At 38.4% G+C, this 21238-nt stretch carries 17 protein-coding genes and 1 riboswitch; all 17 genes read left to right on the plus strand.

Translation table 11 applies throughout. The annotated features are described in order from the left end of the window. The first annotated feature begins 103 nt into the window (after positions 1–103). The 17 genes from J2786_RS16390 (at position 104) to J2786_RS16470 (ending at position 21232) form a co-directional block, all read left to right on the plus strand. On the plus strand, positions 104–4465 hold the full coding sequence (locus J2786_RS16390) for a CusA/CzcA family heavy metal efflux RND transporter (RefSeq protein WP_082001903.1): 4362 nt from the start codon (positions 104–106) through the stop codon (positions 4463–4465). Between the two features lie 46 nt (positions 4466–4511). Further along, complete coding sequence (locus J2786_RS16395) at positions 4512–5741, plus strand: efflux RND transporter periplasmic adaptor subunit (protein WP_047427930.1); 1230 nt, start codon at positions 4512–4514, stop codon at positions 5739–5741. Positions 5742–5875: 134 nt separating this feature from the next. Beyond that, on the plus strand, positions 5876–6757 hold the full coding sequence (locus J2786_RS16400) for a bestrophin family protein (RefSeq protein WP_047427451.1): 882 nt from the start codon (positions 5876–5878) through the stop codon (positions 6755–6757). Positions 6758–6775: 18 nt separating this feature from the next. Beyond that, positions 6776–7672 (plus strand): cation diffusion facilitator family transporter, encoded by an 897-nt coding sequence (locus J2786_RS16405; RefSeq protein WP_047427454.1) that lies wholly within the window; start codon positions 6776–6778, stop codon positions 7670–7672. Between the two features lie 17 nt (positions 7673–7689). Beyond that, positions 7690–8109, plus strand: a complete 420-nt coding sequence (locus J2786_RS16410) for a Fur family transcriptional regulator (RefSeq protein ID WP_002983024.1) — start codon at positions 7690–7692, stop codon at positions 8107–8109. 378 nt (positions 8110–8487) lie between these two features. Continuing rightward, positions 8488–10137, plus strand: a complete 1650-nt coding sequence (locus J2786_RS16415) for a heavy metal translocating P-type ATPase (protein ID WP_374710519.1) — start codon at positions 8488–8490, stop codon at positions 10135–10137. A 539-nt stretch (positions 10138–10676) separates the two neighbouring features. After that, a complete protein-coding gene (locus tag J2786_RS16420) occupies positions 10677–11039 on the plus strand; it encodes a hypothetical protein (protein ID WP_047427460.1) in 363 nt (120 codons plus the stop codon). Between the two features lie 213 nt (positions 11040–11252). Then, entirely contained in the window at positions 11253–11528 is a 276-nt protein-coding gene (locus J2786_RS16425) for a YHS domain-containing protein (protein WP_047427462.1), read from the plus strand. Then, on the plus strand, positions 11515–12192 hold the full coding sequence (locus J2786_RS16430) for an SCO family protein (protein ID WP_156121329.1): 678 nt from the start codon (positions 11515–11517) through the stop codon (positions 12190–12192). The genes J2786_RS16425 and J2786_RS16430 overlap by 14 nt, the downstream gene beginning before the upstream one ends. Before the next feature lie 189 nt (positions 12193–12381). Further along, entirely contained in the window at positions 12382–13056 is a 675-nt protein-coding gene (locus tag J2786_RS16435; protein WP_047427466.1) for a superoxide dismutase, read from the plus strand. A 4-nt stretch (positions 13057–13060) separates the two neighbouring features. Beyond that, positions 13061–13429, plus strand: coding sequence for a hypothetical protein (locus J2786_RS16440; RefSeq protein WP_047427470.1), 369 nt, complete (start codon positions 13061–13063; stop codon positions 13427–13429). Positions 13430–13640: 211 nt separating this feature from the next. After that, positions 13641–14471 (plus strand): MbnP family protein, encoded by an 831-nt coding sequence (locus tag J2786_RS16445; RefSeq protein ID WP_052186790.1) that lies wholly within the window; start codon positions 13641–13643, stop codon positions 14469–14471. Then, the gene (locus J2786_RS16450) at positions 14464–15513 is read left to right on the plus strand and encodes a cytochrome-c peroxidase (RefSeq protein ID WP_047427473.1); all 1050 of its coding nucleotides are present in this window, start codon (positions 14464–14466) and stop codon (positions 15511–15513) included. Before J2786_RS16445 ends, J2786_RS16450 begins: the two co-directional genes overlap by 8 nt. 12 nt (positions 15514–15525) lie before the next feature. Then, entirely contained in the window at positions 15526–16473 is a 948-nt protein-coding gene (locus tag J2786_RS16455) for a transporter (RefSeq protein WP_047427476.1), read from the plus strand. Positions 16474–16564: 91 nt separating this feature from the next. Further along, a riboswitch (cobalamin riboswitch) is annotated at positions 16565–16751 on the plus strand. A gap of 109 nt (positions 16752–16860) precedes the next feature. Then, positions 16861–18894, plus strand: a complete 2034-nt coding sequence (locus J2786_RS16460; RefSeq protein WP_052186792.1) for a TonB-dependent receptor plug domain-containing protein — start codon at positions 16861–16863, stop codon at positions 18892–18894. Beyond that, positions 18891–20024 carry a YncE family protein gene (locus J2786_RS16465; RefSeq protein ID WP_047427481.1) on the plus strand — a complete coding sequence of 378 codons (1134 nt, stop codon included), beginning with the start codon at positions 18891–18893 and terminating at the stop codon, positions 20022–20024. The genes J2786_RS16460 and J2786_RS16465 overlap by 4 nt, the downstream gene beginning before the upstream one ends. A 14-nt stretch (positions 20025–20038) precedes the next feature. Beyond that, entirely contained in the window at positions 20039–21232 is a 1194-nt protein-coding gene (locus J2786_RS16470; protein WP_047427483.1) for a hypothetical protein, read from the plus strand. Positions 21233–21238 lie beyond the last annotated feature (6 nt).

Consider the following 21238-nt stretch of genomic DNA (forward strand, 5'->3'; position numbering starts at 1 on the left):
TGCTTGAAACTTTGCAATACCATTGCAGAGGTTTTCAGGATATTTTTGCTGCAGTATTTTATACTGTGTGCATTCACTTTTCAATAAAAATTAAATACAAATCGTGTTAGATAAAATCATAAAATTCAGTATTAAAAATAAGGTGATCATTGGTTTGATGACTTTGGTGCTGATCATCTGGGGAACATGGAGTGCCACCAGATTACCGATAGATGCTGTGCCGGATATCACCAACAATCAGGTACAGATTATTACCGTATGTCCTACATTGGCAGGACAGGAAGTGGAACAGTTGGTAACCTTTCCCATTGAGCAGAGTATTGCCAATGTTCCCGATATTCAGGAAACAAGAAGTATTTCAAGATTCGGCCTTTCTGTAATTACAGTAGTGTTCAAGGAAAATGTAGATGTATATTTTGCGAGACAGCTCATTAATGAACAGCTGAAAAATGCCGTGGAAGAAATTCCGAAAGGAGTAGGAACTCCGGAGCTGGCACCTGTAAGTACAGGTCTTGGAGAAGTGTATCAGTATATTCTTCATCCTAAAAAAGGAAGTGAGAAGAAATACAATGCCAAAGAACTCCGCACCATGCAGGACTGGATCGTTCGCAGACAGTTGAACGGAACACCCGGAGTTGCGGAGATCAACAGTTTTGGTGGCGAATTAAAACAATACGAAGTAGCTATCGACCCCAATCGATTAAAAGCAATGGGAACCAGCATCACTGAAATATTTACCGCTCTTGAAAAAAATAACCAGAATACAGGAGGAGCTTATATTGATAAAAAGCCCAACGCTTATTTCATTCGTGGAATTGGATTGGTAACCTCTCTTGAAGACATTAAAAATATTGCTGTTAAAAACGAAACCGGAAGCGTTCCGATTTTTATAAAAGATGTTGCTGATGTCCGTTTAGGAAGTGCTGTTCGTTACGGAGCTTTAACGTATGACGGGAAAGTAGATGCAGTAGGGGGAGTAGTAATGATGTTAAAAGGAGCCAACAGTAATGAAGTGGTCAGCAATATCAAAGCAAAAATTCCGACTATTCAGAAGTCTCTTCCGGATGATGTTATTATAGAACCATTTCTGGACAGAACAGACCTTGTAGACAGAGCCATCAATACCGTACAGAAAAACCTCATCGAAGGAGCTTTGATTGTAATTTTCGTTCTTGTTGTTTTCCTTGGAAATCTGAGAGCCGGACTTATCGTAGCTTCGGCCATCCCGCTTTCTTTGTTATTTGCATTAGGAATGATGAATGTTTTCGGGGTAAGTGCCAATCTGATGAGTCTTGGTGCTATAGATTTCGGATTGATTGTCGATGGAGCCGTTATTATTGTAGAAGCCACATTGCACCATTTGGGAGTAAGGAAATCTGTCCGTGCCTTGACGCAGTCTGAAATGGATGAAGAAGTATTCCTTTCTGCATCCAAAATAAGAAGCAGTGCTGCTTTCGGGGAAATCATCATCCTAATCGTATATATTCCGATTCTTACACTAGCTGGTGTAGAAGGAAAAATGTTTACCCCAATGGCGAAAACAGTAGGATTTGCTATTCTTGGAGCTTTAATTTTATCCCTGACCTACATTCCTATGATGAGCGCACTGTTTTTATCTAAGAAAATATCCCACAAAGAAACCTTCTCCGATAAAATGATGAATCGTCTTCAAAAGGTTTATCAGCCATTATTACAGAAAGCGATCAAAGTAAAATATATCATTGTTTCGGCAACCACTATAGTCTTCCTTATCTCTGCTTTTATCTTTAAAAATATGGGAGGGGAATTTATCCCGCAGCTGCAGGAGGGAGATTTTGCTTTTCACTGTATTTTACCACAGGGAAGCTCATTGAGCCAGAGTATAGAAACTTCCATGCAGGCGTCAAGAATTATCAAACAGTTTGATGAGGTGAAAATGGTGGTCGGAAAAACGGGTTCCGCTGAGGTTCCTACAGATCCGATGCCACCTGAAGCAACCGATATGATTGTTGTATTGAAGCCGCAAAGCGAATGGAAAACTAAGAAGTCCTATAACGAGCTTGCAGATGAGATCAGCGAGAAACTGGAAACGATTCCCGGGGTATTCTTTGAAAAAAACCAGCCTATTCAGATGCGTTTCAATGAACTGATGACCGGTATCAGACAGGATGTTGCTGTGAAAATTTTTGGAGAAAACCTTGATTCCTTAGCTGTGTATGCAGATAAAGTTGGGAAAATCATTCAGACAGTGGACGGAGCTACAGCCCCTCAGATTGAAAGAGTTAGTGGTCTTCCACAAATCAATGTTCAGTATGACAGAACAAGAATTGCCAATTATGGATTGAATATCGAAGATGTCAACAATGCAGTAAGTACAGCCTTTGCAGGAAAAGCAGCCGGGCAGGTTTTTGAAAATGAAAGACGCTTTGATCTGGTAGTCCGTCTGGATAGTCTTCACAGAACGGATATCTCAGATGTGAACAACCTGATGATTACTTCCGGTACAGGAGCACAGATTCCATTATCGCAGGTCGCGAATATCAGTTATAAACTTGGACCTGCACAGATCAGCCGTGAGCAGGGAAAACGTAGAATTGTCATCGGATTCAATGTAAAAGACCGTGATGTGGAAAGTGTGGTGAAAGATATTCAGGCAAAACTGAATAAAGTGAAACTCCCTTCCGGATATTACTTTACCTACGGAGGACAGTTTGAAAACCTTCAGGAAGCCAGCAAACGTCTGATGATCGCTGTTCCGGTATCATTGCTTCTTATTTTTATGCTGTTGTATTTTACTTTCCGCTCATTCAAACAGGCTGCATTGATCTTTACAGCCATTCCTATGAGTGCAATCGGCGGTGTATTTGCGCTTTTAGTGAGAGATATGCCATTCAGTATCAGTGCCGGGATTGGATTCATTGCTCTTTTTGGAGTAGCAGTATTAAACGGAATTGTTTTGATCGGAACATTCAACCAATTAGAAAAAGAAGGGGAAACCGATATTCTGAAAAGAGTATTTGAAGGAACAAAAACCAGATTGAGACCGGTATTAATGACCGCAACAGTGGCTTCATTAGGATTTTTACCAATGGCTATTTCTACAGGTGCGGGTGCTGAAGTACAAAAACCTTTGGCAACGGTGGTGATTGGTGGTCTGGTAACAGCTACTTTCCTTACGTTATTCGTTTTGCCGATGCTGTATATTATTTTTAACACAAAGATTTTGAAAAGAAAAAATAACAATACAGGAATGTTTACAGCGGTTCTTGTTGTAGGATTCATGATGCTGGGGCAGACTTTTAATGCACAGTCCAGACCTATCTCTGTGGAACAGGCGGTAGAGCAGGCGGTGAGTAATAACTTAACCCTACAGTCAAAAGATTTAAGCATTAAATCCGCTGAAGCATTAAGACCCACAGCAAAAGAACTTCCCAAGGTAAGTTTTGAAGCCCAGCTTGGACAATACAACAGTCCGAAGTTTGACCAGTCGTTTGCTATTTCGCAGAGTATTCCTTTTCCTACGTTGTTTAAAGCAAGAAAAGAACTCATCAATGAGAATATTAAAAGCAAACAGATTGATAAAGAGATCACAGCCAATGAGCTGATAAAGCAGGTACGAACCTATTATTATCAGATTGAATATCTCCAGTATAATAAAGCTCAGCTAACCAGTCTGGATAAATATTATGAGGAATTTATCAGAATCGCGACCGTAAGATTTAAAGCAGGTGATATCAAAAAAATTGAAATCAGTACTGCAGAAACCCAGAAAGGAGAAATTGATCTGCTTCTCAGACAGAACGAAGTTTATCTGAATAACGCTTATAAGAATTTAAAAACTCTGATGAACACTTCAGAAGATATTGAAGTTCCTTTTAATAAAGATTATGCTCCTTTAAAAGCAGAAAATGTACTCGACAGTGCTGTAGTTGCCAACAATCCTACAGTAAAAGCTTTTTATCAGGAAATGGAAATTGCTGAGAAAAATAAGAAAGTTGAAAAATCACTTGGGCTTCCTGATTTCAGCTTAGGATATACCAATCAGTCTTTGATAGGTTTCCATACTGTTAACGGACAGGAAAATTTTTATAATTCAGGAAAACGTTTTCAGTCGGCAACAGTAGGGGTAGCAATTCCTTTGACATTTGGGGCAACAAAAGCAAGAATTCAGGCTCTGGAATATGACAGACAGGTTGCAGAAACCAATGCGAAAATGCAGCAGAAACAACTTTCAGCACAGTTGGACAATGCTTTTAGCCAGTACCAGCAGGATATTCAGCAGTATGATTATTATACAAGTCAGGCTTTGCCTAATGCTGATAAAATTGTAAAAGCAGCCCAGTTAGGATATAAAACAGGAGAAATTTCCTATGTGGAATATCTTTTTGCCCTCCAGACTGCTACCAATATTCAGTTGAAATACCTGGAATCTATCCAGCAGGTGAACCAATCTGTAGTGACCATTAATTCAATCATTAATAAATAATATGAAAGTGCTGAAATACAATATCAGACAAAATACATTCTTAGATATGAAACTCAAATATAATATCATACCCCTTATCCTGATTTCACTATTACTGACAAGTTGTGGAAAAAAAGAAACCGCAGAAGAAAAGGCTCCTGAAAAAACAGAGCAGAAAGAATCTGCACACGAAGAAGCTCCCGCGACGATAGCTTCACTCACAGAAGATCAGATGAAATCCGTAGGAGTTGCATTGGGAACAGTAGAAATGAAAGAATTGACCTCTACTATAAAAGCCAATGGTCTTCTCAGTGTTCCGAATAGTAATAAAGCAACCATTACTTCCCTGTACGGAGGAATTATCAAAACCATCAATATTCAGGTTGGAAGTATCGTGAAAAAAGGACAAGTTATCGCAACCATTGCCAATCCGGAATACATCCAGCTTCAGGAAGATTATTTGACCACAAACAGCAGAATTACTTATGCGGAACAGGAATACAGAAGGCAGAGAGAACTTTTTGATAATGATGCAGGAGCGAAGAAAAATCTTCAGAGTGCCGATGCTGAGCTTAAAACATTAAGAACAAAAAGAGCTTCCCTGCTGAAGCAGCTTCAGATGATGGGAATAAGTCCCGGGAAGGTAAACAATGGAAATATGAAATCCGGTTTGGTGATCACAGCACCTATCAGCGGAACGATCAGCAGTATTACAGCGCAGATTGGAAGTTATGTAGATATTTCTTCTCCTGTGGCCACAGTAATTGATAACGGTTCTATCCATCTCGATCTTCAGGTGTTTGAAAAAGATCTTCCTAAAATGAGAGTAGGGCAGATTGTTCATTTTAAACTGACCAACAATCCGGAAACCGAATACGACGCGAGAATTTACAGCATAGGTTCCTCTTTTGAGAACGAAAGTAAAACTATTTCTATGCATTGCGAAGTGATCGGAAACAAATCCGGGCTGATCGATGGAATGAATATCACCGGAATCGTAAGCCTTGATAAAAGTACAACCCCAGCAGTTCCTACAGAAGCTATTGTAGAAGCAGACGGAAAATACTACGTGTTTATTCAGACCGATAAAAAAGTGGAAGAAGAGCATGAAGAAAAAGGAAAACCACATCCAAAAACCTTAAACTTTGAAAAAATAGAAGTGGTAAAGGGAACAACTGATATGGGATATACCGCGATAACTCCGGTAGGAAGTATTCCGGACAATGCAAAAATAGTAGTGAAAGGAGCATTCTTTGTCAATGCAAAACTGGTGAATTCAGGAGAACACGAGCATTAATGAAAGCAGCCGGAACCAGTAAAATGTCGATTTTTATCCTTAAATTAGAGCTGTTTACGGAATTTTTTATTGAATAAAAGCGGCAGGAAAAAAGTAAAGATTATCTCACCGAATTTTTAATAAATGACCTGATTATGTTACTAAACAAAAAAATATCAGTCTGGTATTTCATCCGTGAAATAAAAACCCAAATTCTGTTCATCGGAATATTTGCCATTGCCATTGGTCTTCTGGACGAATTGCCGTGGTTTCGCAAAATATCACTGCCGTTGAATATTCCTGCATTGCTGGGAACAGCGGTATCATTGCTGTTGGCATTCCGGACTTCCCAATCCTACGAAAGATGGTGGGAAGCCAGAACAGTTTGGGGAGCCATTGTCAATGATTCCAGAACTTTTGTGAGACTGGTCATTCAGTTTATGCCTGCCAGAGATGATAAAACCATAAAAGATTTTGCCGAAAGACAGATCATCTGGACCTATGCCCTTGGAGAATCGCTGAGAAAACTTCCGTTTTCTGAAAAAGTCCAGCAGTATCTGAATCAACATCAGATTAAAGGAGTCAATATTTCCAATGCTATTCTGGACGAACACTCAAAACAGTTGAAAGAAATTGCAGCTTCCAAAGGACTGACGGATTTCCAGCAGATGCAGCTGAACGACATCATCACAAGACTTTGCGACAGTATGGGAAAATGTGAAAGACTGAAGAATACGGTTTTTCCTCGTTCTTACAGTGTTTTAGTTCATATTTTGATCTACGTTTTTGCCGCTATACTTCCGTTTGGGCTTGATGATTCACAGCTGTTGGTAGAAATTGCAATCACTTTCCTGGTTCCGGTGACATTCATTGCCATTGAAAAAACATCTATCATTATGCAGGATCCTTTTGAAAATGGCCCTGTAGATACTCCGATGACTTCTCTGGCACAAACCATAGAGATCAATATCAGACAAATGATTGGTGAACAAAATGTTCCACCTAAAAAAGAAAATACATCTTATTACGAAATGTAATTAAACCATACATACAATATGGAAAATACACCAACACAAACCGTTTCTGCAGGAAGCAGACATAAAAAAAGCTTACTGATTGTTCTGTGCCTCAGTGGAACTTATCTTATTGCTGAGGTTATTGGCGGAATCATGACCAATAGTCTTGCATTATTAGCAGATGCCGCTCATATGCTCACCGATGTGGTAGGATTATTGTTGGCATTTATAGCCATTAAAATAGGAGAGAGAAAAGCTGATCCTTCCAGAACATACGGATATTACCGTACTGAAATACTGGCAGCAGTAGTGAATGCTGTTGTTTTACTTGGAATCTCAATCTATGTTTTGTTTGAAGCCTACCAGAGATTTCAGAATCCGCCGGAAGTACAAAGCAAATCAATGCTGATTGTTGCTGGAATCGGGTTGATCGTTAATATTGTCGGAATGATGATTCTAAGAAAAGACTCAGAAGGCAGCCTGAATATGAAAGGCGCTTATTTTGAGGTACTTTCAGATATGCTTACTTCAGTAGGTGTAATGATTGCCGGAGTGATTATGCTGACAACCGGGTGGTACTATGCCGATCCGTTGATTTCGGCAGCAATCGGACTGCTGATCTTTCCAAGAACATGGAGGCTGTTGAAAGAAGCAATCAATGTTTTACTCGAAGGAACTCCAAAAGATGTTGATATCCATGAACTTCGTACATCTCTGGAAAAAACTCCCGGGGTAAAAAATGTTCATGATCTGCATGTATGGTCGCTGACATCCAGTGTCAATGCAATGAGTGCCCATGTTGTAAAGGAAACAGGATATTCTCAGAATCAATTATTAAAAACATTAACGGATATCACTGTTAATAACTTTAAGATCAGTCATACCACTTTTCAGATAGAGGAGGAAGGCTATGGAGAAAATGAAGTACATCTGTAAAAATTTAAAAGCGTACAATGAAAAAAGATATAGAACACAAGCTCATTGATAAAAATACCAAACCTACCAGTATGAGGATTCTGGTATATGATTTCTTAAGCTCTCAGGAAGCGGCTTTATCTCTTTCTGAAATAGAAAATCATTTTGACAATGCTGACAGAATTACCATCTACAGAACTTTGAAAACCTTTGAAGAAAAAGGAATTGTTCACAGCATTCAGGAGAACACCACCACAAAATACAAACTTTGTGAAGACGATTGTGATGAAAAAACACATAAAGACTGGCATCTGCATTTCTACTGTAAAATATGCAAACAAACTACCTGTAAAGAAGATATTTCCTTCCCTGAAAATATACAGACCAATTTCAGGATTGACGAAATAAGATTGTTTGCTAAAGGAATCTGCGAAAATTGTCTCGAAAGTTTGCAATAGCATTGCATCAGTCTCATCTTTACATTTGTATAAAAATATTCAGTTATGGAAAAATGCTGTAGTACAACCCCGGAAAAACCCAATACAAAAGGACACAAACATAATCACACGGAGGGAGACGGACATGACCACGATGGCCATGATCACTCTCACGACTCCGGAGATCAGACGGTCTTTCAGATGTTTCTTCCTGCCATTATATCTTTCGTCATTTTATTATTGGGAATTGCCTTTGATAACTATATAAAACCCGCATGGTTTACAGGCTGGGTTCGTCTGGTATGGTTTCTGGCAGCTTACATTCCTGTAGGATTCCCGGTTTTGAAGGATGCTTATAAAAGTATTATCAAGGGAGATGTATTCTCAGAATTCTTTCTGATGAGCATCGCAACCATCGGAGCTTTTGCTATTGGGGAATATCCGGAAGGCGTAGCAGTAATGCTTTTTTATGCCGTAGGAGAAGTATTCCAGTCTATGGCGGTCACCAGAGCCAAAGGAAATATAAAAGCTTTATTGGATCAGCGTCCTGATGAGGTAACGGTGATGGAAAATAATCAGCCTAAAACAATAAAAGCAAAAGAAGCAAAAGTTGGAGACGTTATACAGCTGAAACCAGGTGAAAAACTGGCGCTGGATGGAGAATTGCTTTCAGACTCAGCTTCATTCAATACAGCAGCTTTAACCGGGGAAAGTAAACCTGACACCAAAAATAAAGGCGAAGCCGTTCTTGCCGGAATGATCAATATGAACAGTATTGCTTTGGTAAAAGTAAATACGGCTTACGAAGACAGCAAGCTTAGTAAAATTCTAGAACTGGTTCAAAATGCCACTGCTCAGAAAGCACCTACCGAACTGTTTATCAGAAAATTTGCGAAAGTATATACTCCTATCGTAGTATTTCTTGCCATTGGAATCTGTTTACTCCCTTATTTCTTTGTGAGCGATTATCAGTTCAGAGACTGGCTGTACAGAGCATTGATATTCCTGGTAATTTCATGTCCTTGTGCCTTGGTAATCTCTATTCCGTTAGGATATTTCGGAGGAATTGGTGCCGCAAGCCGAAACGGGATCTTATTCAAAGGAAGTAATTTTCTGGACAGCATTGCAGAAATCCAGAATGTAGTGATGGATAAAACGGGAACGATGACTGAAGGTGTATTCAAAGTTCAGGAAGTAAGTATGAGCCCTGAATTTAATAAAGAGGAAATCCTGCAGATGGTGAATGTTCTCGAAAGTAAAAGTACACACCCTGTCGCAACAGCTATTCACAATTATGTAGGAGATATTAATCACGCCATTCCTTTAGAAAATGTAGAAGAAATTGCCGGCCACGGATTGAAAGCAACAATTAATGGTAAAGAACTTCTGGTAGGAAACTTTAAGCTGATGGATAAATTCAACATCAGCTATGATATCAACCATGCCAACATTGTGTACACGGTGATCGCAGTAGCTTACGACAAAAAGTTTGCAGGATATATCACGATTGCAGACAGCATAAAAGAAGATGCCAAAGAAACCGTAGACAATTTGCACAAAATGAATGTGAAAGCCACCATGTTGAGCGGTGATAAAAGTACTGTAGTAAAATACGTAGCAGACCAACTGGGAATTGACAATGCATTCGGAGACCTGCTGCCTGAAGATAAAGTAAACAAGGTTAAAGAAATTAAAGCTAAAAACCAAACCGTAGCTTTCGTAGGAGACGGAGTGAATGATGCACCTGTAGTCGCTTTAAGTGATGTAGGAATTGCAATGGGAGGTTTAGGAAGTGATGCCACCATTGAAACGGCAGATGTCGTCATTCAGGATGATAAACCAAGCAAAATCCCAATGGCCATCAATATCGGGAAACAAACGAAAAAGATAGTCTGGCAGAATATCATCCTTGCATTCGCGGTAAAAGCTGTCGTTCTGGTCTTGGGAGCAGGAGGTTTGGCCACCATGTGGGAAGCTGTTTTTGCAGATGTGGGAGTAGCATTGCTGGCTATCTTAAATGCGGTGAGAATCCAAAGAATGAAATTTTAAGAAGCAAATAATAAACACAACTCAATTATATTCAATAAAAGCTCTGCTGAATTTCAGTGGAGCTTTTGTTTTAAACTTTATCGCATATAAAATCCTTGCGCCTTAAAATAGTAAGCATTTAAAAAAACTTGCGTCTTTGCGTTTCCAAAATTACACCACGCCAGAACTTAATTTAGAAGAGGTAATAGGTTTTTGTTAGATAAACGCCATGGCGCAAAGAAGATAAAAATTGTGTTTGTTTTTAAGGACGCAAGAAAATCAAAGATTTTCAGCAAAATGACGTCTTAATGATTAGTCTCATTAAAAAAGCTCTGCCAAAAACATCAGCAAAGCTTTTATCAACAAGATTAAATTGTATATAAAGAACTAAATTTTTATTTAGGTCTAAAGTCTTATTCAAATTTCGGGATAAAATTATTCTAGTGACAGGCACAGTTTTGTGATTTTTATAGGTAACAGTAGATATGCATAATGACATTCATCATAAATCTGTTATAAAACAGTTTTGAAGTAGTATATTTGTAACAGAGAACAAATCGTTGAGGTTATTCATTTCCATATTCATCATTTTTACCATTGCAATACGTCCCGTTTTGCCATTGGTAAACTATGCTGTGAACTACGATTATATTGTAAAAAACCTTTGTGAGAACAGAAATGTACCACAATCAACATGTAAAGGAAAATGCTATGTGGAAAAAGAACTGGCAAAAACAGAAAAACAGTCCAATAGTTCTCAAACGATAAAGATTGCAGGATTAGATGTTTTTATTTCTCATGATATTCTTTCCTTCTCTTCTCAACTGAACTCGGAGCTGCTTACTGAAGTTCCGGATTCAAGCTATTTTAATTCTCACTCTTCAGAATACTTTTCCAGGATATTTCATCCTCCTTTAGCTTAATTATTCCTGTAAACTATGTTTTAAGTTTATAGTAACGGAAGTTTTAAAACTATTACAATTAAGTTGTTATAGACATCCCAAACAATTAAATGAATAATAAACATCTGAATTCTTATCAAAAATTCTGTATGTTAGAATGGTGGTTCATTAATTGGGAAATCTGGGCTTGTTTCTAACTTTATTTAACATTATTAATTTCAATTTAACATCAAAATGAAATCTCCTCTTATTTTGACTGCTTTGCTGTCAATCTCATTGTTGTCGTGTGCCAAAGAAGCGCCTAAGGTAAAGCATGCAAGCCATATGAACTCTTCCGGAAAAAATTTGGAAAACATACAGGTTGTGAATGAAGAAGATCCCATCTGCCATATGAAAACCGCCGGATCTATAAAAGATACTGCTGTATATAAAAATAAAACGTACGGTTTTTGCAGTGTCTCCTGCAAAAGTGAATTCAAAAAAAGTCCTGAAATATATGCCCAAAAATAAGAAGACCACAAATAAAAGTAAAGTGATCATACCCATTGCGGTATTTGCATTGCTTTTCCTGGGAATCGGGGTAGGAATGGGATATTTTAAAAAGAACCTTTATACTGTGATGAAAGTTCCTGATTTTGAACTGACGGATCAGAACAGTAAAAAAATTACCAATAAAGACATGCTGGGAAAAGTATATCTCGTAGAATTTTTCTTCAGCAAATGTCCTACAATATGCCCTGTAATGAATACCAATATGAAGGCGATTCAGAATCAGATCAATGATCCCGATTTCGGTGTTATCTCCATCAGTATTGATCCGGAAAATGATACCCCTGAAGCATTGAAAGAACATGCGAAAAGAATAGGGGCAAAATCTCCCAACTGGCATTTCCTGACAGGAGACCGTACGTACATTGGTAATCTTGCTGATAAATTTAATATCTATGTAGGTGACAAGGAAGATGAAGGAGAAAGTCTGAACCATAGCGGTATGATTGCGCTGGTAGATCAGGACGGAAATATCAGATGCAGATACAACAAGGAAAATATGCCGATTCTGTATTATTCAGGATTGAATTATGAAGATCCGGAAGGTAAAACACCAATGCTGACAGGGAAATATCACCCTGACAGAGAAATCCTGATTGAGGATATTAAGAAATTATTGAAATAGAGAAGAGGGAAGCTGGATGTTTGAAGCTGGAAGTTATTCCAGACGATGCAGCTCCGGCGATTTTTGAGATGGCTGTAAAGGTAAATAGAAGTTGAAAAAGTTATGTTACCACATTTCATTACTTCCAGCCCCCATCTCCCATCTTCCAGCTTAAGAAGAAAACATTGTTCAACCATAAACAAAAAAGTTATGAAGATTATGAAAATAGCTGCCTTAAGCGCAGTTTTCGCGGCTCAGTTTGCACTGGCTCAGTTTAAGCAGACTCCTCTGCCGTATGCTTATAATGCTCTGGAAGGGAATATTGATGCCCAGACTATGGAAATTCATTATTCAAAGCATGGTGCAGCTTATGCAGCCAATTTGAATAAAGCAATTGCAGGAACTCCACAGGAAAAAGAAACGTTGTTTCAGATTCTTTCCAATGCTTCAAAACTACCTGCTGCAGTGAGAAATAACGCGGGAGGACATTACAACCACGAATTATTCTGGACGGTTCTTACCCCTCAGAAAAATACACAGCCTTCTGCAAAATTGGCAAAAGCCATCACTGAAACTTTCGGAAGTATGGATGCTTTTAAAGAAAAAATGTCTAAAGCAGGAGCAGACCGTTTCGGTTCAGGATGGGCATGGCTTTCTGTAGGAAAAGACGGGAAACTGTTTGTTTCTTCTACTCCTAACCAGGATAACCCTTTGATGGATGTTGTGGAAGAGAAAGGAACTCCTATTTTCGGAATTGATGTCTGGGAACATGCTTATTATTTAAAATATCAGAACAAAAGAGCAGATTATCTTACCGCTATCTGGAACGTTACGAACTGGAAGGAGATCAGCAGAAGATATGACGAAGCGATAAGCAAGAAATAATCTGATGAAATTATTTTACAGCATACTTTTTACTTTTTATATGGTGCTAAGACCTTTGGTGCCATTGGTAGAGTATGCTGTAAATTATGATTATATCGTTAAAGTGCTCTGTATTAATAAATCCAGGCCGGAGATTCACTGTAACGGAAAATGTTATCTGAGTAAAGAATTGGCTAAAACCAATGATTCAGAATCTTCACCTTTCCAGAAACTCAAAAACTCAGGACAGAAAATTCTTGATATCTATATCCTGCCTGAAACTACAAAGATCAATACCACTGAAAAACGACCGTTTTTCAATTTCAACTTCACTTACGAAACAGCCTATTCTTTTCTGTTTCTGACCCATATTTTCAAACCACCGGTTTTTTAAGGTATACCATCACTATTCAACCACAAAGTCATAAAAGCTTACATCAATTAAGAATCAAAGATTTTTAAAAAGCTTACGTGTTCTTATTGTGCATAAAAATGATCACTTAATAAACTTAAGTGTAAAACTTTTGTGCCTTTTGTGGTAAAAAAGAGTGTTTTCACATTCAAAATAACTCATTCAAAATTGTATTCAACTTAAAAAATCAACAATGAAAATTTCTCAATTTTTATCACTATTCTTTATTGCCTTTACTTTGTTCTCTTTTGTTGCTTGTGAAAGCAGCAGAGATGACGAAAATCCGCAGGATACCACTCCCGGAAAACTTCAGATCAAATTTGAAAACGGATTTAATAATGTAGGAGATATTGTGTTAAATCAGACGGTTCAGACTTCTTCCAATGGTCAGAAACATAATTTTTCCGCTTTGAAATACGTCATCAGTAATATCACACTGACAGACGAAAACGGAAATGAATTTAAATACAATGAAAATAACCCTGATAAAGGTGCTTTTATCATAGATCAGGCAGATGCTGTAGCAGGAATTATCTACCTTAATCTGGATGGTGTTCCGAAAAACAATTATAAAAAAATAAGATTCGGATTAGGGGTCAGCCAGAAAGCGTATTTGCTGGGACAGGACGGACAAGCTGAATTCTGGACAAAAGCCAAGCAGAAAGGAATGTCTTGGTCATGGGCTGCCGGTTATGTTTTTGTAAAACTGGAAGGGAAATATGGAAATGATGCACCTTCAAAAGAATTTATGAACCATACCGGAAACATGGGAAATACTGCAGCCAACAATACCCCAGATCTTTATCGCGAAATCACATTGAATCTTCCGACAACAGCAAGGGTAACGGCAAAAATCCGTCCTTCTGTTCATATTCTGGCTGATCTGAACCAATTTCTGAGCGGAGATAAAGCACTTACTCTGACAACAGCCAATGATATGCTGATGGGTTCAAACCAGCACCTGGTAGACATTACCAATAATCTTACAAAAATGTTTAAAGTAGACCACGTTCACAATGATTAATTTTTTTGTTAAAACAATACTGGTTCTGCTTGTAATTGTATTGAGTTGCATTTCGTGCTCTGATGAGGTAATCCAGCCGTTGGAAAAAGATGAAGCCTACAATCTGCAGTTTCCTTCGTATTTCCCGGAAATGACTTTTGATCAATCGGTCAATCCGGTAACTAAAAATGGAGTGGAGCTGGGAAGAAAATTATTCTATGAAGGCAGGCTTTCCCGAAATAATACCATTTCATGCGGGTTCTGTCATATTCAGGAAAACGCATTCACCCATCACGGGCATACCGTAAGTCATGGGGTAGATGATAGAATAGGGATCCGAAATGCACCGCCCATTCAGAACATGGCTTTTCTGAAAAGATATATGTGGGACGGAGTGATTCATAACCTTAATGAGCAGCCGATCAGTCCTATTACAGATATCAATGAAATGGATAGCTCAATACCGGAAGCCATTTCAAAGATTAAAGATGATCAGAAATACAAAAAGCTGTTCAGAGAAGCATATGGAGACGAAACTATTACTGGCGAAAGAATTTTAAAAGCATTATCACAGTTTATGGCTTCTTTAATTTCTGCAGATTCAAAATATGACAGATTCAGGCAGGGAAAAGAACAATTGACTTCGGCGGAATCTCAGGGAATGGTATTGTTTAATCAGAAATGTGCATCCTGCCATAGCGGAGAATTATTTACTGACGAAAGTTTCCGCAACACAGGAATGTATTACAATACGGAGTTCAAAGACGCCGGACGGTACAGAGTTTCTCTCAATCAGGTTGACTGGATGAAATTTCGTGTTCCAAGCTTGCGAAATGTAGAATATACAGCACCTTATATGCATGACGGAAGGTTTTACACCTTAGAGGCTGTGCTCAATTTCTATTCAGACCAGGTAGAAGATAATCCTAATCTCGATCCCCAGCTGAAACAGAATGGCCATACGGGAATTGCTATGAACAGCCAGGAAAAACAATCCATTATAGCCTTCCTGAAAACATTATCAGATAAAAGTTTTATCTCCAATCCAAAATTTGCAGAATAAATTATAGAAAACATGAAGAAGATTATAGCAATACTAAGTTTAATGGTATTTAGCCTGAACCAGGCCAATGTGGTTAGAGACAGCATGTATATTGCACCGGAAACCTTTAGCAGATTTGATTTTGATGATGATTGTGATGCTTGCGGCTGTGCAGCTGGTAACGGATCATCCGGTTTTGAATCTTTACTGAATCCACAGTTTATCGGAATCAAATACTTTGCACAACATTACAAAGCAAAGGAAAACTTATTTGTTAAAGACCTTACCCAGGATCAGTATTTCAATACTTTGCAGCTTTGGGGGAAAATTCCATTGACTAAAAAATTGAGTGTTTATGCAAGTCTGCCCTTCCATTTCCATGAAAAGCAGACCATGCAGGGAGATATCAAGATCAATGGAATCGGAGATCTGAACCTGATGGGAATTTACCAGCTGATGAATTCTAAAGATAATTTCCATCACATAAGCGGAGGCCTGGGAGTGAAAATTCCTTTGGGGAAATTTGATGAAAAAGGTGCATCCGGAATCAATCCAAGTTTTCAATTGGGAACCGGAAGCTGGGATTATCAGGCGGCTTTGAATTATAAATTTCAAAAGAATAAAGTGGCTGTATTGGTCAATACAGATTATACAATCAAAACGGAAAATAAGAAAAATTACCGTTTCGGAAACCAGTGGAACTATGCTGCGACAGGATTTTATCAGGTTGCCGGAAACGAAAAGTCGATCTTTTCTGTAAAAACAGGAGTGCAGGGGGAAGTGTATGCACAGAATAAACAGTTTGATGAAGCCCTGCCCAATACTGCAGGAAGTGCTTTGTACGGGAAACTGGGATTTGAAGCTTCTTATAAAAAACTGAGCCTGGGAAGTGAAGTAATGCTTCCGATGTATACTCATTTGGCAGGTGGAGATATTGAAGCAAAATCAAGATTCAGTATTTTCCTGAATATCGGAATTTAAAATAAAACCCTTTTTTAATCATGTTAAAGCTCCTTCGGGAGCTTTAATTGTTTATGAATCATGAATTTAATTGGGGGTTAGGAATAATTTTTTATCTTTGCCGGAATTTGGTGAGCCATAAAAAGCTCTTAAAAGGGAATCCGGTGAAAATCCGGGACAGACCCGCTGCTGTAAGCTCCGCACCAAAGTTTTTGAAGAATATATCCACTGTTTTCAGGAATGGGAAGGATTTCAAAAATGGAGTAAGTCAGAAGACCTGCCAGAAAATAATCGTTTGACGCTTTCGTGGAATAAAGCTTAGGACATCAATGATTCTGTGCAGTGACAGCTGTGCTTTGTCGTTGTATTCTTATACCCATTAGCGTCATCATTATCCTAAATGAGCTAATGACGGCAAAACTAATTACTTCTGCAATTCATAAAGCTGTTTTCACGATCTTAGTGTTAACATCTCAACTTTTGTTTTCCCAAACCAATAAAAAAGACAGTCTTCAGGAGGAGACCATTAAAGGAATTAACCTTTACAAAAAGAATTTTAAAGAGATCATTCCGGCCCAAACCATCCAAGGGGAAGCACTTGAAAGACTGAACAGTCATTCCGTTGCTGATGCGCTGCGGTATTTCTCCGGAGTTCAGATTAAAGACTATGGTGGTATCGGAGGGCTGAAAACCATTAACGTCCGAAGTCTCGGAAGTCAGCATGTAGGGGTTTTCTATGACGGAATTCAACTGGGAAATGCACAAAACGGCCTTGTCGATCTCGGAAGATATTCTTTGGATGACCTTGAAGAAATATCATTATACAACGGACAGAAAAGTGAGATTTTCCAGCCGGCAAAAGATTTCGGTTCTTCCGGATCTATCTATTTACAGCCTAAAACCCCTGTGTTTAAAGGAGCAAGGAAAACCAATCTTGTGATAAGAGCCAAAAGTGCTTCTATTGATCTCTTCAATCCTTCATTCCGATTGGAGCAGAAAATTTCAGACAGGGTTTCTGCCAGTTTCAGTGCAGAATTTATGCAAAGTGACGGAATTTACAGATTTCGATATGCCAAGAAATATCCTGACGGACAGCAGGCTTATGATACCATTGCAAAAAGACAAGATTCAGATATCAAAGCAAAGCGTTTTGAAACTTCTTTAAATGGAACTTTGAATAACGGAAGCTGGAATATCCGTGGCTATGGCTATATTTCAGACCGCGGAATGCCGGCACCTATTGTGAACGGCCGTTTTGAAGGAAGAGGAGCTAGACTTTCCGATGAAAATTATTTCGTACAGGCCAATCTGCGGAAAAAACTGTTCCCAAAATTTGAAACACAGCTGAAAGCAAAATTTGCCTACGATTATACTCATTTTATGGATACCGTTCGTTCGCAATCTATTATGTATACGGATAATGTTTACATCCAAAGAGAAGTTTATCTTTCTTCATCCAATATATATTCAATTACTCCCAACTGGGATGTGAGTCTGAGTGGAGATTTTCAGTACAATAATCTGGATGCCAATCTTGATAACTTTTCCTATCCTACACGATATACAACATTAGTCGCTTTGGCAACAACCTACCAGTGGAACAGGTTTAAAATTCTGGGAAGCCTTTTGGGTACATTTACCTTTGAAGAAGTAAGAAAAAACAAAAGACCCGGAGACAGCAGAGAATGGACACCCGCTGTATTTATGAGTTACCAGCCTGAAATAATTCCTGAGCTTACCCTCAGAGCTTTCTATAAAAGAATTTTCCGACTGCCTACTTTCAATGACCTTTATTATACCAATATCGGAAACACTTACCTGAAACCGGAATTTACCAATCAGTATGATGTAGGATTTACGTACCAGAAAAACTACAAAAATCATTTCTTTAAATCTTTTTATGCTAAAGTAGACGGTTATTACAACAAAGTACAGGATAAAATTGTCGCAGCTCCTAACGGAAGTATGTTCCGCTGGCTGATGATGAATCTTGGTCTGGTTGAGATTATTGGTGCTGACGTGAATGTTCAGGCAGAAATGCAGTTGGGAAAAGTAAAACTTAGGCCATTACTTTCTTACACCTATCAAAGTGCAAGAGATATGACGGATCCTGAAGATACATTCTACAAAAATCAGATTCCTTACACACCATGGCATAGCGGATCATTTGCACTGATGGCCGATTATAAAGACTGGAGCTTCAATTACAGTGCAATGTATGTAGGAAAGCGCTATGATGTAAACCAGGATAATATTCAATACAATTATGTACAGCCTTGGTATACTCATGATCTCTCTGTTCAGAAAAAATTCAGCTGGGCGGATCATCAGTTTAAAGTAAGCCTTGAGATGAATAATATCTTCAACCAATATTATGACGTGGTGATCAACTATCCGATGCCGGGAAGAAATTTTAAACTTATTCTAAACTTCACCTTATGAGAAAACTAAACTTTTATTTTCTGTTTCTTGTCTTAGCTTTTCTTACCTCATGCCGTACAGATGATGTCATTGTCCGTCAGGAAGTAGTGGAAGGACTTCCTTCAGAAAATACAGCAATAAAAGGATTCTATATGCTGAACGAAGGGAATATGGGAAGCAATAAATGTACGCTGGATTTTTTTGATTATACCAAAGGAACTTATTACAGGAACATCTATGCAGAAATTAATCCCAATGTGGTAAAAGAGCTTGGAGATGTAGGAAATGATATCAAAGTGTACGGAAGCAAATTGTATATCGTAGTCAATGTTTCCAATAAAATTGAAGTATTGGATGCCAAAACAGCTAAACGTATTACTTCTATTCCGTTACAGAACTGCCGTTATTTAGCCTTCAAAGACGGGAAAGCATATGCCAGCAGTTATGCAGGTCCGGTAGCAATTAATCCAAAAGCACCCAAGGGAAAAGTGGTGGAAATTGACACTATATCTCTTTCCATTCAACGTGAAGTGGTAGTGGGATATCAGCCGGAAGAAATGGAAATTGTAGGGAATAAATTGTTTGTTGCCAATTCCGGAGGATACAAAGCTCCCGATTATGATAATACCGTTTCCGTAATAGACCTGAACACTTTTACTGAAATCCAGAAATTAAATGTTGCCATCAATCTTCACCACATTAAAAAAGACAATTACGGTGATCTTTATGTAAGCTCAAGAGGAGATTATTATAACATTTCTTCCAGCTTATACCTTATAGATGCGGCAACCGGGATTGTCAAGAAAGATTTCCATCTCGCTGTGAGTGAAATGACAATCGTGAATGATAAACTCTATTTCTACGGAAACGAATTCAATTACAATACCCACAGCTATAAAAAGAGCTTTGGAATCATTGATGTAAAAACAGAACAGATCATTGCCAACAGAATTTTTGATAAAGAATACGAAACTGCCATTAAAACACCTTACGGAATTGCGGTAAATCCAATCACAGAAGATATCTACATCACAGATGCCAGGAATTATGTTTCCTTGGGATTTGTGTACTGCTTTGATAAAAACGGACATTTTAAATGGAAGACAGAGGGCGGAAATATTCCGGCTCACTTCGCTTTTTTATACAAATAACCAAACTTTAAGAAATGAACAGAAATACCTTTACTTATTTAAAAGCCGGAGTCTTATCATGTTTCCTGGTAGGAGTGATAGCCTGTAAACATGACGATCAGGATGAATTTACCTTTAATGGTCTTGATGATTCCTATACCATTGAGCGTTTGAGAGTGTTGAGTATTCCTACCAATACATCAGGATCGGTTACATGGAGTATTAACGATTCTATTATTTCTCAAAATTCAGAACTTGAATTTATCAGTCCAACGGCAGATGCTTATCCTTTGACTTTAAAAATTAATAACAAAGGGAATGAACAGGTTTATCATTCTAAAATCATCGTTACCAAAGAAAAAACACCTTACAGTAAATATATCGCTAAAGTATTGGAGTTCCGTCCTGCTGTAGGACAGTTCATGAACGAGATTCCGGAATATTTACCTGGAAATACGGCTGCAAATATGCTTCAGAAAGCAAACGAATCATTGGTGGGAGGCAATTCTACCATGATCAGCCTGGGCGGATATGGCGGATATGTGGTTTTCGGTTTTGATCATACGATTCCCAATCTGAATGGAAGAGATTTTAAAGTGCTGGGAAATGCATTTTTTGGAAATGATGCCAGCGACCACCGTTCAGGATCTTGTGAGCCGGGAATTATTATGGTAGCCTACGACAGAAACAAAAACGGAAAACCGGATAATGATGAATGGTACGAAATTGCAGGCAGCGAATATTTTAAAAATGCAACCGTAAGAGATTACAGTATCACATACCATAAGCCTGATGAAAATAAAACTCCTGTACCCGGAACCGAATTCTGGCAGACCGATGTAGAATATATAAAATGGAGTGACAATCTGGGGAATCAGGGTTTTAAAACAAAAAATACGTTTCACGCGCAAAGTTATTATCCTTTATGGTTTACCGATAGTTCTTACGGGTTTTCCGGAACAAGACTGGCAAATAATTTTTACGATCAGAACGGGGACGGATCCTATTGGGTAGGAAAGTCATATGATTTCGGATATGCTGATAATGCCCCGAATAATGATGAAGCTTCCAATATTGATATTTCCTGGGCAGTAGACAGAAGCGGTAAGTATGTAAAACTTCCCGGAGTCGATTTTATGAAAATATATACAGGAGTCAATCAGGAAGCCGGCTGGCTGGGAGAAGTTTCTACAGAAGTGGCGGGAGCTTACGATTTACATTTCAAATAATACATA

This window comes from Chryseobacterium vietnamense, from assembly GCF_031454475.1.
In the GTDB taxonomy this organism is placed as follows: Bacteria; Bacteroidota; Bacteroidia; order Flavobacteriales; family Weeksellaceae; genus Chryseobacterium; species Chryseobacterium vietnamense.

Bases quoted from the DNA above. Each gene is read 5' to 3' on its own strand.
- J2786_RS16405 (WP_047427454.1), top strand. From the start codon at position 6,776: ATGGAAAATACACCAACACAAACCGTTTCTGCAGGAAGCAGACATAAA.
- J2786_RS16445 (WP_052186790.1), top strand. From the start codon at position 13,641: ATGAAAATTTCTCAATTTTTATCACTATTCTTTATTGCCTTTACTTTG.
- J2786_RS16435 (WP_047427466.1), top strand. From the start codon at position 12,382: ATGAAGATTATGAAAATAGCTGCCTTAAGCGCAGTTTTCGCGGCTCAG.
- J2786_RS16415 (WP_374710519.1), top strand. From the start codon at position 8,488: ATGAGCATCGCAACCATCGGAGCTTTTGCTATTGGGGAATATCCGGAA.
- J2786_RS16430 (WP_156121329.1), top strand. From the start codon at position 11,515: ATGCCCAAAAATAAGAAGACCACAAATAAAAGTAAAGTGATCATACCC.
- J2786_RS16400 (WP_047427451.1), top strand. From the start codon at position 5,876: ATGTTACTAAACAAAAAAATATCAGTCTGGTATTTCATCCGTGAAATA.
- J2786_RS16465 (WP_047427481.1), top strand. From the start codon at position 18,891: ATGAGAAAACTAAACTTTTATTTTCTGTTTCTTGTCTTAGCTTTTCTT.
- J2786_RS16460 (WP_052186792.1), top strand. From the start codon at position 16,861: ATGACGGCAAAACTAATTACTTCTGCAATTCATAAAGCTGTTTTCACG.
- J2786_RS16410 (WP_002983024.1), top strand. From the start codon at position 7,690: ATGAAAAAAGATATAGAACACAAGCTCATTGATAAAAATACCAAACCT.
- J2786_RS16450 (WP_047427473.1), top strand. From the start codon at position 14,464: ATGATTAATTTTTTTGTTAAAACAATACTGGTTCTGCTTGTAATTGTA.
- J2786_RS16440 (WP_047427470.1), top strand. From the start codon at position 13,061: ATGAAATTATTTTACAGCATACTTTTTACTTTTTATATGGTGCTAAGA.
- J2786_RS16395 (WP_047427930.1), top strand. From the start codon at position 4,512: ATGAAACTCAAATATAATATCATACCCCTTATCCTGATTTCACTATTA.
- J2786_RS16425 (WP_047427462.1), top strand. From the start codon at position 11,253: ATGAAATCTCCTCTTATTTTGACTGCTTTGCTGTCAATCTCATTGTTG.
- J2786_RS16470 (WP_047427483.1), top strand. From the start codon at position 20,039: ATGAACAGAAATACCTTTACTTATTTAAAAGCCGGAGTCTTATCATGT.
- J2786_RS16455 (WP_047427476.1), top strand. From the start codon at position 15,526: ATGAAGAAGATTATAGCAATACTAAGTTTAATGGTATTTAGCCTGAAC.